The sequence below is a fragment of the Peribacillus sp. NPDC060253 genome (assembly GCF_042727425.1).
In the GTDB taxonomy this organism is placed as follows: domain Bacteria; phylum Bacillota; class Bacilli; order Bacillales; family DSM-1321; genus Peribacillus.
Genome location: NZ_JBHXAS010000138.1, coordinates 1 through 11,570 on the forward strand (window position 1 = coordinate 1; position 11,570 = coordinate 11,570).

Annotated in this window: 16 protein-coding genes; 2 read left to right on the forward strand and 14 right to left on the reverse strand. The window is 37.6% G+C overall.

Translation table 11 applies throughout. The features are described from left to right. Positions 1–61 precede the first annotated feature (61 nt). Positions 62–478: a PaaI family thioesterase gene (locus ACFWE9_RS23200; RefSeq protein ID WP_230156612.1), complete on the forward strand. Its 417-nt coding sequence runs from the start codon at positions 62–64 to the stop codon at positions 476–478. A 233-nt stretch (positions 479–711) separates the two neighbouring features. Here ACFWE9_RS23200 and ACFWE9_RS23205 read toward each other — a convergent pair whose 3' ends face one another. Together ACFWE9_RS23205 and ACFWE9_RS23210 are read right to left on the reverse strand one after the other, a co-directional pair. After that, positions 712–1,113 (reverse strand): YybH family protein, encoded by a 402-nt coding sequence (locus tag ACFWE9_RS23205; RefSeq protein ID WP_230156614.1) that lies wholly within the window; start codon positions 1,111–1,113, stop codon positions 712–714. 324 nt (positions 1,114–1,437) lie between these two features. Beyond that, positions 1,438–1,575: a hypothetical protein gene (locus ACFWE9_RS23210; RefSeq protein WP_377359010.1), complete on the reverse strand. Its 138-nt coding sequence runs from the start codon at positions 1,573–1,575 to the stop codon at positions 1,438–1,440. Between the two features lie 180 nt (positions 1,576–1,755). Between ACFWE9_RS23210 and ACFWE9_RS23215 the strand changes: the two genes are divergently transcribed. Continuing rightward, positions 1,756–1,926: a hypothetical protein gene (locus ACFWE9_RS23215; protein WP_230156616.1), complete on the forward strand. Its 171-nt coding sequence runs from the start codon at positions 1,756–1,758 to the stop codon at positions 1,924–1,926. A 194-nt stretch (positions 1,927–2,120) separates the two neighbouring features. Here the strand turns inward: ACFWE9_RS23215 and ACFWE9_RS23220 are convergent, their stop codons facing one another. From ACFWE9_RS23220 to ACFWE9_RS23275, 12 genes are all read right to left on the reverse strand, one after another. Next, complete coding sequence (locus ACFWE9_RS23220; protein ID WP_377359012.1) at positions 2,121–2,927, reverse strand: sugar phosphate isomerase/epimerase family protein; 807 nt, start codon at positions 2,925–2,927, stop codon at positions 2,121–2,123. A 29-nt stretch (positions 2,928–2,956) separates the two neighbouring features. Next, a complete protein-coding gene (locus ACFWE9_RS23225) occupies positions 2,957–4,297 on the reverse strand; it encodes an MFS transporter (RefSeq protein ID WP_377359014.1) in 1,341 nt (446 codons plus the stop codon). A 138-nt stretch (positions 4,298–4,435) separates the two neighbouring features. Next, positions 4,436–4,576, reverse strand: a complete 141-nt coding sequence (locus ACFWE9_RS23230; RefSeq protein ID WP_230156622.1) for a hypothetical protein — start codon at positions 4,574–4,576, stop codon at positions 4,436–4,438. A 75-nt stretch (positions 4,577–4,651) separates the two neighbouring features. After that, on the reverse strand, positions 4,652–4,810 hold the full coding sequence (locus ACFWE9_RS23235; RefSeq protein ID WP_230156624.1) for a hypothetical protein: 159 nt from the start codon (positions 4,808–4,810) through the stop codon (positions 4,652–4,654). A gap of 225 nt (positions 4,811–5,035) precedes the next feature. Next, positions 5,036–5,848, reverse strand: a complete 813-nt coding sequence (locus tag ACFWE9_RS23240) for a dioxygenase family protein (protein WP_230156626.1) — start codon at positions 5,846–5,848, stop codon at positions 5,036–5,038. A 44-nt stretch (positions 5,849–5,892) separates the two neighbouring features. Further along, a complete protein-coding gene (locus ACFWE9_RS23245) occupies positions 5,893–7,086 on the reverse strand; it encodes a thiolase family protein (RefSeq protein WP_230156628.1) in 1,194 nt (397 codons plus the stop codon). Further along, complete coding sequence (locus tag ACFWE9_RS23250; protein WP_377359017.1) at positions 7,083–7,430, reverse strand: DUF3870 domain-containing protein; 348 nt, start codon at positions 7,428–7,430, stop codon at positions 7,083–7,085. Before ACFWE9_RS23250 ends, ACFWE9_RS23245 begins: the two co-directional genes overlap by 4 nt. Before the next feature lie 65 nt (positions 7,431–7,495). Next, entirely contained in the window at positions 7,496–8,620 is a 1,125-nt protein-coding gene (locus ACFWE9_RS23255; protein ID WP_230156631.1) for a muconate cycloisomerase family protein, read from the reverse strand. A gap of 19 nt (positions 8,621–8,639) precedes the next feature. Continuing rightward, complete coding sequence (locus ACFWE9_RS23260) at positions 8,640–9,272, reverse strand: 3-oxoacid CoA-transferase subunit B (protein WP_230156632.1); 633 nt, start codon at positions 9,270–9,272, stop codon at positions 8,640–8,642. Beyond that, positions 9,265–9,954: a CoA transferase subunit A gene (locus tag ACFWE9_RS23265; protein WP_230156633.1), complete on the reverse strand. Its 690-nt coding sequence runs from the start codon at positions 9,952–9,954 to the stop codon at positions 9,265–9,267. Before ACFWE9_RS23265 ends, ACFWE9_RS23260 begins: the two co-directional genes overlap by 8 nt. A gap of 20 nt (positions 9,955–9,974) precedes the next feature. Continuing rightward, the gene (locus ACFWE9_RS23270; protein ID WP_377359020.1) at positions 9,975–10,694 is read right to left on the reverse strand and encodes a carboxymuconolactone decarboxylase family protein; all 720 of its coding nucleotides are present in this window, start codon (positions 10,692–10,694) and stop codon (positions 9,975–9,977) included. Positions 10,695–10,708: 14 nt separating this feature from the next. After that, the gene (locus ACFWE9_RS23275) at positions 10,709–11,392 is read right to left on the reverse strand and encodes a cyclase family protein (RefSeq protein WP_230156635.1); all 684 of its coding nucleotides are present in this window, start codon (positions 11,390–11,392) and stop codon (positions 10,709–10,711) included. Positions 11,393–11,570 lie beyond the last annotated feature (178 nt).

An 11,570-nucleotide genomic window follows, 5' to 3' on the forward strand; every position in this document is an offset into this window, starting at 1 on the left:
TAAATATATATGTTAGAATATTTTGTATTATAGTTTCAACTTATTCAAAGGGGGCAATTTAATGGGGAAATCACTTAAAGGACACGAACTTTTACAAGTTATAACGGAGGGGAAACAACCTCCGAATTGTGATCTAACGTTACAGATTGAAGCAAATTATGCAGAGGATGGAATAGCAAGAGGTGTATGGAAAGTAGATGAAAAGTTTATTAACGGTAACGGTGTAGCAATGGGTGGTTTTGTCACTTCGGCCGCAGATATTATAATGGCTTATGCTATATCTTCAAAATTAAGTATCGGACAATCCTTCGCATCAATTGATTTACATACTACCTTTCATCGGCCAGTAGGATTAGGAGACGTACATGTTGAAGCAAAAGTAGATCGAATCGGAAAAAAAACAGCTTATGTACTCGCTGAATTATTTCAAAATGATAAAAAAGTGGCAAGCGTTGTGTCATCAGTTATGGTCCTTTAAAGGATTAAAAGCATGTTGCAGAAAAAAGCCTTCGTAACATGCTTCTTTACCAATTAATCTAGCAAATCCATTTAGATCATTCGATACAATCTCTACACTAGTTTTAACTAGATCAACTTATTTCTTGGAATTAGAGAACTTTGAAGGAAAGGCTTAAAGCTTCCCGCTTCGACACTAATCACTTCCTTGTCATCTCTAAAGAAAAAGCCACCTAATACGGCGGCTTTCACTCATTACTTTAATTCTTCAATTATTTCAGTACCATAAGAGTTGTCGATTATGCAACGCCATGTACCTATGGAATCTTTTTTAAATACATATGTCGCGGTTCTTTCCATGGAGAACTTGGAATCATTCTTTTGATTGGCACTAAGCTGGGCTTTTGCCACAACCAATGCCGTATCACCCGTTTCGATGATTGCCATCTTTTCTTGATTGACGATTAAACTATGATTAAAGTAATCAGCAATAGAAACAAATGCCCGTCGTATTTCTTCTTTGCCTTTTGCGATTGTTCCAGGTTTGACAACTAAAGTTGCATCCTCTGAATAGAAATCCATTAAATGATCAAAGTCCTCGTTATTTATTGCCCTATCTGCATTTTTTATGACTTGTTCCAGCTCATGATTTTGCATAATCACCCTCCTTATCAACCTCGTAAATGTGTCCCCTCTTATACTAATATATTCGACTTCATTTTTGGTATATCTTGCTCTTAAAATGAAAGCCTATATTCTAAAGGCTGTTTTCTAAAAGATTGTTGCTCTCAGGATAAAAACAAATCACTTGCATTTTTATGGTAAAATATAAGTGATTTTAATAAACAAACGAGCCGGATTGTAGAATAAAGTACTTTTTCATTAACGGAGACAATTGCTGCATAACGTAATAGTAAGGGTTTAAAAGGATTAGACCTTGAAGGAGGCTAAAAGTTGAAAAAAGAATATTTTGTGCAATATTCAGACCAAAGTATTATTAATAGATTTGACTTTTCTATTAGTTTCTTCTGGAAACAAAACTTGTTTTAATGCCTCAAATAAACTCATTTGCTGTGACTTAGTTAATTCGTTGAAACCTTCGTATACATTTTCCCACATAACTAAACGCCTCCTATAAAACGGATTATATCAACGGTCAATTAGAATGTGGAAAAAACAACAATCTATACGAAAACAGCCCTTCTAAAACATTGTGGTTTTAGACATATTTTTTAATATCGTCTATCGTTTTATAGGAAGATTAGTAAAAACCAGACATTTATTGAGGTGGGGATATTGGTGGTTAATGTTTTAATCATAATTGTATTAGTTTTGGCTATTTTTGCTTCCATTGCAGCTTGGTTAAATACACAGACCATAATAAGAGATTTATCAGAGATAAAGGCGAAATTAGGAATCAAAGAAGAAAAGAAGCCTTCCTTCCTTGATAAAGACCTTGATAATGACTAATTAAGACCTCAAAATGAGGTCTTATCTTATGCAATTCTTAACTCTTCTACTGTTGAATAGTTTGATTTCCTACAATACCCTAACAACAAAGAAGTTATCTGTTCTTCGTATGGCAATTTCTTGTTTAATTGAAGAAATCGGAACCAATACAAGTAATTATCTAACCAACGAGTAGATACCTAAAATACATTGAATCAAAATGTCAGTTGTTGTTTCCATTGTTCCAATGAGGCAAGCAAGTTAGGCATTCCTTCCTGACCAAAATATTCCAAAGAAACAAAGCCTGCATAATTGCTCTTTCTCAATTCTTCCAGTAAGCCCACATTGTCGACATCTCCACTAAAAATGGGTGCTGGTTTGTTTTTATAACGCTCTTTATGATTGTAATGATAATTTTTTAAATGTACATGGCTTATATGGGGGAAAATGGATTCCAATACCTCCTTCGGATTTAATTGATCAACGTATAAGTTAGCACCATCGAAAATCAGTTTTATCCGTGGATGGTTGATATCTTCTAAAAGCTTATGAATGGCTTCGAGGTTATCTGCAAAGGAGTCATAGTGAATTTCTATTGCTACATCCACTCCATAGAGATCAGCCATTTGCCCTAATTTATTTAATTCGGTAGCCGTTTCCGACCATTGCTCTGGTGAGGCATTCCTAGATGCTATATGCCCTGCGAACGTCCGTATTAATGGGCAGTTTAATTGATGAGCCATATCCAACAATTTTCTTGCTTGATTGATTTCGTTTTGATGTTCTTCTTGGTTCCAGAGTTTTGAAAAAGTCGTATATCCACTAATGGAAGGTATTTGTAAATCATTGTTTTCAAGTAATTGGACTAATTTGTCCAGTGGTCCGTGCTTCTCCTGAAAACGTTCGATATGTTTATTCCATAATTCAAGTCCTTTAACATCCGCTTGCAATGGAAGCAGCCAATTTATTATTTCCTCTATATCCCATTCTTTAAATCCTGTAGTACATAAACTCAGTTTCAATGTAATTCCGCCTTTCTCCTTTTATTTTTTCATTCCGTGATTTCTATGCGCTGGACTTTTCCGAGTAGGAAGATATACGCAAAAGCGCCAATCAGGGCCACTACGGATATGAAGGTTAGCGCTGCTGCATAAGAATGTGTCATATTAATGATTAAACCGACGATTAACGGAGATAATGCCCCGCCAATGTTGGCTACAAAATATAGTGAGGAACCCGTTAGGCCTACCATGCCTTTCGGGGCAATATCAGCTAAAAGGGCACCGGTGACAGTTGAGGCCATCCCCTGTCCGAAGAATGCTATTGCCATAAAGGTGATGACTATGTTTGGTGAATTCGTATAATTCCCCCCGAGGATCAAACAAGAAAGTAACAATCCGATAATAATGGGCAGTTTACGTGCCATTCCGGTTGATAACCCGCGTATTATCATCCAATCGGAACATCGGCCGCCAATAAGAGTTCCCAGTATCGCTACAATGTATGGGATACTTGCATAAATTCCGGTCTTTAACATCGTCATTCCCTTTTCATCAATCAAATAGGAGGGAAACCAAGTCATAAAGAAAAACAAAGTAGTTTGAATGGAAAATTGTCCGATGAACATTCCCCAAATTTGACGGTGTTTTAGCAGTTGACCAATTCGTTTCCAAGAAAAAGGATGCTGCTCTTCGGTACCGATCATTCCTCCGCCTTCTCTGATATAATCTAGCTCCTCTTGGGAAATACGCTTATGTTCCCTAGGGTTGCGATAGAATCCATACCAAACCAATCCAATTAGAATCCCTATAATTCCAGCGATATAAAAAAGGTAATTCCACCCAAAGGATATGATAATCCAAGTAAAAACTGGAGTCAGGAAGGCCAACCCTATATATTGGGTTCCCGTATAAATCCCGACTGCAGTAGCCCGTTCTTTTTTCGGAAACCACTCGGATACACACCAGGCATTAGTAGGTATGGAGGGAGATTCAAAGGCACCCAGCCCTATTCGATATGTAATCAGTGACGATATACTTTTCGCGGTTCCTACCAAGAATGTAAACACAGACCAAAATATGAGGGAAACCGCATATACCTTTCTTGGACCAAATCTATCAAGAAAGTAGCCGCTAAATAGCATGGTGAAGGTATAACTCCAGCCGAATACGGAAAATATGATTCCCATCAAAGCCGGATCTATATGTAAATCGGCTTGAATATTCGGAGCCGCAAGCGAAATGATGGCACGGTCGATGTAATTAATACAAGTGACTAAAGCAATTAGAAATAAGATAAACCATCGAACAGTTTTCGTTTTTCCTTTTTTTGATCTGTCCGTTGTCAGTTCCGAAGTGCGATCTTCTATTATTGCCTTTAATTCTGAGCTCAATATTTTTCCCCCTAACCTACTGCTCTCGTTAGTACATCGTTCTACTATTTAAATGCTTGTATATTTCCTGCAATATCAGCTCCCCTTGTTGCAAAGTACACATACAAGGGATTGTATTCAGAATTGTGAATCATTTATTTAGATCGTTACAGTCTTCTCTGATTCTACCTCTTCATTATCCTCCTTGACTACCCTGTCAAAAGATCCATGTTTTTCTTGTACCAGAATATAACCGATCGCTGCGATGATACTTGGTAGGGCAAATGTAGCAAAAGCCACCTTAGGATTCATGCCTGTTGACAGAAGAAAGGCAATTATAGTAGGAGCGAGAATTGAGCCAATCCTGCCTATAGTTTAATCCCACTCATCGGTCATCCATGGCAAACCCACACCATACATCGCAATATCATACCCGTCGAAAGCTATGGCATAAAAACACCAAAGAAAAACAAGTAAATGAAAGCGGTTAAATTCACTGACAGCAATAATATCCGTTGCAACTACACTACGCATGTTCCGCCTCCCATCCTTTTTAAAAATATCTGTTTTCAATGTATTTTCCGAGTTCCAATATAGGAGCTCGGAAAATATCGGAAAAATCAGATAGTGAAGAGTGGAGTTGTTTCATTAGCAAACTTCTTTCATTTTCAGTACCCACTTAGGCACTTTCGTTGGATTCATAGGTATATTTACTAACCTTTTTTTCGAGATTCTTTGCCTGCCTATTCTTACGATTGATTAGTTGTTCACGATAGCTTTATTGAAAACAGGTTTGTCTTGTAATCTAAGTTCAAAATCTAAATGAGCCGTAAAATAAGCATTTTTCACTCCTTTTTCTGCACCGGAATGTTTATCTAACTTCGTAATTAAGCTTCCGCGAACACCTTGTGCAACATCATTTTCTAAATATTTATCGCCTTCAAAATAAATTTGTGTTACTAATCTATCACCATTTTCCGGTTGGAATAACAGGTGCAAATGTGCTGGACGATATGAATGGTGATCAATCCACTTTAAGAACTGACCAGAAGGTCCATCTGTTGGAATTGAATAATTACCCGGTACAACCGTTTTAATTTCAAAATTACCATTCGCATCTGTATAAAAAACACCACGTAAATTATTATCTGGAATACCTTCAGCGAAGTATGAGTATTCACCATTTGCATCTGCCTGCCACATATCGATTTTTGTATTTGCCAACGGATTTCCATTTACATCTTTCACAGATCCTGAAAAGTAAAGGGAGTCACCTGGTTCATTTTCACGTTGTGGCAATACTCCTGGATTTTGAACGACTGGCGTATTTTCAATGTAATAAGGCCCTAGAATAGTTGGTTCAGTTCCTTTGACGCTTTTATACATTTCTTGAAGTGCATGAGTTTCAAAGAAAACATCCATAAACAACGGAATTTCCCCTGACCTGCCTAATTGATCCATCCAATCAACAAGAGCTTGATATTCATTATGATCAATTTCATATTCACTAACTAATTCCTTAAATTTAACTACCAATCCATTATAAACATCGATTACTTTTTGATTCTTCATATATACTTCCTCCAATTTTTATAAGTTTTTATATTAATGTTAGTTTATATCTGAGTATTTTGAATGATTGTTGTGATTCCTAGCCCACCTGCGATGCATAAAGTGATGAGCCCATATCTTTTTCCCGTTCGTTCTAACTCGTGTATCGCTTTCGTTGCTAAAATCGCACCTGTGGCACCAATTGGATGCCCCATCGCAATAGCACCACCGTTAGGATTCACCTTATTCATATCAAGCTTCAATTCTTTAATTACTGCCAAAGCTTGAGCAGAAAAGGCTTCGTTCAATTCGATCAAATCAATATCATCCAATTTCAAGCCTGACATTTGAAGCGCTTTCAAGGTAGAGTTCACTGGTCCTATCCCCATGAAATTCGGTGATACACCTGCAGCTGCTTGTGCTACTATTTTTGCTTTTGGTTCTTTCCCAAGTCTCATGGCTTCATCCTCTGACATAAGTAAGAGAGCAGATGCACCATCATTTCTTCCACTGCTATTTCCAGCAGTTACCGTTCCATTTTTTTTGAAAACTGGTTTTAACTGAGCTAATTTTTCTAGACTGGTTTCCCTTGGATGCTCATCCAATTTAAACTCGGTTACACCCTTTTTCGTTTTAAGTTGATAGGGAACGATTTCCTTCGAAAATATTTCATTAGTAATAGCCCGTCTTGCATTTTCTTGACTTCTTAAGGCAAATTCGTCCTGTTCCTTTCTTGAAATAGAATACTTTTCCACTAAATTTTCTGCTGTCATTCCCATTGTTAACATTCCGTAGTCTTCAATAGGTTGTGAACCTGGCTGACTTTCAGTATTTGGGTCTAATAACTGCCCATTACCTGATTTCAATCCAAACCGAATATTTCTCATATAATACGGAGCTGTACTCATTGATTCTGCTCCACCTGCAATGAGTATCTTTCCTAAACCACTTTGAATTTGTTGACTAGCTGAATTTATTGCTTGAATACCAGACCCACATTGTCGATGAACAGTATAACCTGGTACTTCCACCGGAAAACCTGCACGGAGTGAAGCAATTCTCGCTAAATTTGATGCGTCAGAACTTTGTTTCGCTTGGCCCATTATTACTTCATCAATAATCTCTTTTGGAATATCCGCTCTCTTTACAACTTCATCAAGGACAGTTGCTGCTAGAAAATCAGCAGGAACATTTTCTAATGATCCCCCTAATTTTCCAATGGCGGTGCGAACCGAGTCAATAATAACTACATTGGTCAATTTTCTTTCCCCCGAGTATTAGCATTATTTACTTCTAAACTATCTTTATATCTTTGATGTGCTATTTTTAAAGCAACAATCACTGACTGCTGTGATGGCGCTAAAAAGTCGGTTTTTATATTTTCTATTAACGGATCAATATCTTTACTAAAATTGAATCCAACTATCATTCTCTTAAAAAAGTCCTGTGCCAAAGTTGTTAAAAAAGTGAATTCTGCATTAATAATAATGTGACTTTCTTTATGGATTTCAAGTACCATACCAGCGTATTTATAATTTTCGTACATACTCGTATTCTGTGGTGCCTTTGCATACGCCGTAATTAATAGTGTTGGTTGTCCCATAAAACTACATCCTCTCAAGATAACTTGCATTAACTAGTTAGGGTTCCATATTCCCCCTTCCTAGTTTATATTACAAATAACGCTCTTGAAAAATGTTTTACTTTTTCTTTATCTATTTCCATACCAAATCCTGGTCCATCCGGAATGATTATTTCAAAATTCTCATATTCAATTTGGTTTACCGTTATATTATCTTTGAATAGTAACGGTCCAAATAATTCAGTACCGAATTCAAACTTGGGAATGGTTGAATAAAGTTGTGCACAAATAGCTGTTCCTAATGAGGATTCAATCATCGTTCCACCATACAAACCAAAACCAACACCTTCAGCAATTGCAGCCACTTTTTTCGTTTGAGTCATTCCACCATGCTTACATACTTTCAAAGCAAATGAATTACCTGCTCTATGTTTGGCTATTTGGAAAGAATCTTGAACCGTATTTAGGGATTCATCAGCCATGATCGGAACCTTAAAACGATCGGTCAATCTTGACATCCCTTCATTATCCCATGCTGGCAGCGGTTGTTCGACCATGGAGACCCCACCTTCCTGTAAAGCTTCAATGCAATACGTAGCCGTTGTTTCATCCCATGCTTGATTAACATCAACCGTAATGCGTGCTTGATCACCTACGGCTTCCATAATTTTCAATACATGCTCCACATTTTTATATGGATTACCTTTGCCAATTTTCAATTTAAAGATATTATGACGTTTTTGGTGTAAGGATTCTTTCGCTTCTTCGATATCTTTATACGTATCTCCACTTGCTAATGTCCAAGCTACCGGTAATGATTTATGAATCTGCCCTCCGAATAATTCATAGGCAGGGATGTTTCTCCTTCTAGCCACTAAATCTATCATTGCCGATTCAACAACAGCCTTTGCGAAGTTATTTCCTCTAACATGTAAAGAAACTTCATGCATGATTTTGTCATAATGGACTGGATTTTTCCCAATAATAAGGGGTGTAATATATTTATCAATATTCACTTTTATCGCCTCAGGAGTTCCCTCACCATATGAAGCACCACCTATTGTTGCAACTTCTGCCCATCCTTCCGCTCCCTCTTCATCCATGACACGTGCAAGTATGATTGTTTGTTCCACAATCGTATGCATGGCAAGCTGATGAGGACGAATTGTGGGTAAATCAATAATGTATACATCAACTGAACGTATTTTCATTTAATCCACCTTTTAAAATTTAATAGATAAAATCCGCTTCTGTTTTTGCTCTTACTTCTTCGATACTTACACCTGGCATTAATTCAATTAGTTTCAACTGTTTTTCAACAACTTCAAAGACAGCTAACTCCGTGATAATCATGTCAACACTTCTAGTTGATGTAATGGGATAGGTGCATTCTCTTAAAATCTTACTTATCCCTTCCTTATTTGTATGTGTCATTGTCACAATCACTTTTTTGGCACCCACTAACAGGTCCATCGCTCCTCCAACACCCATGATATTTTTCCCAGGTACGGCCCAATTTGCAATTTCCCCGTTCTGACCTACCTGCAAAACACCCAAGATAGCAACATCAATGTGTCCTCCACGGATCATGGCAAACGATTCTGCACTATTAAAGAATGATGCACCAATCGATTCCCCTACTGGCAACTTGCCTGCATTAACTAAATTGGGATCGATTTTATCCTCCTCTACATCAGCAACTCCCAATAATCCATTTTCCGTATGAAAAAAAACATTTTCGTCATCAATATATTTTGAAACCAAGGTAGGAATACCTATTCCAAGGTTCACTATACTTGGACCCGCCAATTCTTTTGCCGCTCGTCTAGCTATCAAATTTTGCATTTGTTCTTTATCACTCATAATCTATGACACCTTCCTTCGTCAGGATTTTCGTTGCTTTAATAATTCCATCGACGAATAGATGCGGTGTTACAATCTCCTCTGGCGGGAGTTCACCAGGTTCAACAATTTCATCCACTTCTACAATTACGACATCCGCGGCTGTTGCCATAACCGGATTAAAATTTCGAGCCGTTTTATAATAAACAAGATTACCAAGCGTATCTGCCTTCCAGGCCCTGATCAAAGCTACATTTGCTCTTATGGCAGGTTCAAAAATATATGTAACCCCATTTATTTCCCTTTCTTCTTTGCCTTTTGCTAAATCGGTCCCGACACTCGTTTTCGTATAATAACCGCCTATGCCGGCACCACCAGCACGCATGGATTCTGCTAATGTCCCCTGTGGTAATAGCTCTAAGTCAATGTCACCTCTTTGATAAAATTCGCCCACTTCACGATTGCTTGTAAAATACGAACCGATTGCTTTTTTTATTTTCTTTTGGCTTAGGAGAATACCCAATCCTTTCCCTTTTTCGCCTAAGTTGTTACTGATGACTGTTAATCCTGCTACATCCTTTTTGGTCAACCCATCAATTAATGTAAGAGGGGCACCAATCAAGCCAAACCCACCCACCATTAAGGTGTGACCATTCTTCACACAAGATAAAGCTGCTTCTATATCTTGATGTACTTTCGTCATGTTTTTCTCCACCAATCCTGTTACTTTTTTTCAATTAATGAATCACTAGCTTCAAACCAAGCAGGGATTCCAGCAGTCAATAAGCAAATAAATCCCACATCCGCTAATTGTTCTTCGGATGCTCCATTTTCTCTTGCCGCTTCCATCCATTCTTCTACTTGTTTCCCTTTTAATTCTGTAATGAAAATCCCTGTCATCAGGATATGTTTTAGCTTTTTTGAAACAACTGAATCACTCAATATATAATTTTTGAGGGAGTTTTGGTCTCCAGATCTAACCAGACTCAAAACATTCGATACGTATTCCGTCTCCTCATCACCTAATAGCTCCATCATATAAAGCAGGATTTCTTCTGCTGTCTCTTGATTACCACTTACTTCGGGATATGGAATGCCTTTAAGTGAAAGGGCATATTCCAAAGACTTTATTCCCATTTTTAATGCCTCAGTTCCATTATATAAATATGGAACAATTAGGTACTCCACAAGTTCCGGTAACGTTGCTCCACCATCCATTGCCCCTTTTGTATGATAAACCATGCTGCGCTCATACAACCTCGCAGCATTCATGCCTACTAGTAATATATCTTTCTCCTTCTTCGTTAAGGCTCCCTCTTCCATAATGTTACTGCGTAAGTTGGTATAGTGGTCAAGTGCATTGGGGCTATAATCGTGCATTTTTTGCACCCAGCCTGGTACCACATCATACACTTCTTTGAAATACGTTAATCCTTCGCTCATTCGTATGCACCTCTTTAAATTAATTGAGAGTCAAGTATCGATAGTGCTCTAATAGGTGAGGCTGTTGCATTTTTTAGTTTTAACGGGATCCCGAAAAAAAGAAAGCGAGAATGCTTAGGCAATTTTTCTAGATTCACTAGATTTTCAACGATATATATGTCATTGTTTAGTAATTTTTGATGAATACCACTTCCTGAACCCTGGAACAAATCGGCATTGGGCAAATCCACCCCTACGATATGTATTTGCTTTTCAATAAACCATTGGGCCACACTATCATCTAAGGCCTGCGCTTCAAAAAAGCCTTCTTCCCCCCATGATTTCCCCCAGGCTCTGATGAGGACAATATCGTCTTTTTCAACATAAACTCCCTGCCTGCGTTCCGCCTCTTCGAGTAAATCTTTCGTAACAGGTTCATGTGCCGCTTTCAACATGCTTACATCAAGTATGAGGGCATCCCCAAACATTTTTTTCAGATTAATGTTTTCAACCGACTCCTCTTTTTCAGAGAAATGTGATGGCACATCGACATGTGTCCCACTATGGTCAGAAAAAGAAATCAACTTAGATCGGAATCCTTTAGGATGTGAATATTTTCCCTTATGTTCAAGGGGTTCATCTTTAATCCCAATTGCAGATAAATCATTATTTGTAACCAGACCATCGTAAAGTTCCAATGTTAAATCAATGATTTTCAACGGTACACCCCCAAAATTTCATTATGCATTTACATTATCACGACAAAAATGGCTACCCCAAACATTACTATCAAAAATTGACAGCAGTTGTTTAAGGTAGCCAGTTGTTCACTAGTTGTTATTAAAAAAGGTTATTTTTTAATAGCTAATGAATAGGCAATAATTAATTTTATATCTG

Coding starts and splice junctions, on each gene's coding strand:
- ACFWE9_RS23200 (WP_230156612.1), top strand. CDS start 62: ATGGGGAAATCACTTAAAGGACACGAACTTTTACAAGTTATAACGGAG.
- ACFWE9_RS23205 (WP_230156614.1), bottom strand. CDS start 1,113: ATGCAAAATCATGAGCTGGAACAAGTCATAAAAAATGCAGATAGGGCA.
- ACFWE9_RS23210 (WP_377359010.1), bottom strand. CDS start 1,575: ATGTGGGAAAATGTATACGAAGGTTTCAACGAATTAACTAAGTCACAG.
- ACFWE9_RS23235 (WP_230156624.1), bottom strand. CDS start 4,810: ATGCGTAGTGTAGTTGCAACGGATATTATTGCTGTCAGTGAATTTAAC.
- ACFWE9_RS23240 (WP_230156626.1), bottom strand. CDS start 5,848: ATGAAGAATCAAAAAGTAATCGATGTTTATAATGGATTGGTAGTTAAA.
- ACFWE9_RS23250 (WP_377359017.1), bottom strand. CDS start 7,430: ATGGGACAACCAACACTATTAATTACGGCGTATGCAAAGGCACCACAG.
- ACFWE9_RS23255 (WP_230156631.1), bottom strand. CDS start 8,620: ATGAAAATACGTTCAGTTGATGTATACATTATTGATTTACCCACAATT.
- ACFWE9_RS23260 (WP_230156632.1), bottom strand. CDS start 9,272: ATGAGTGATAAAGAACAAATGCAAAATTTGATAGCTAGACGAGCGGCA.
- ACFWE9_RS23265 (WP_230156633.1), bottom strand. CDS start 9,954: ATGACGAAAGTACATCAAGATATAGAAGCAGCTTTATCTTGTGTGAAG.
- ACFWE9_RS23270 (WP_377359020.1), bottom strand. CDS start 10,694: ATGAGCGAAGGATTAACGTATTTCAAAGAAGTGTATGATGTGGTACCA.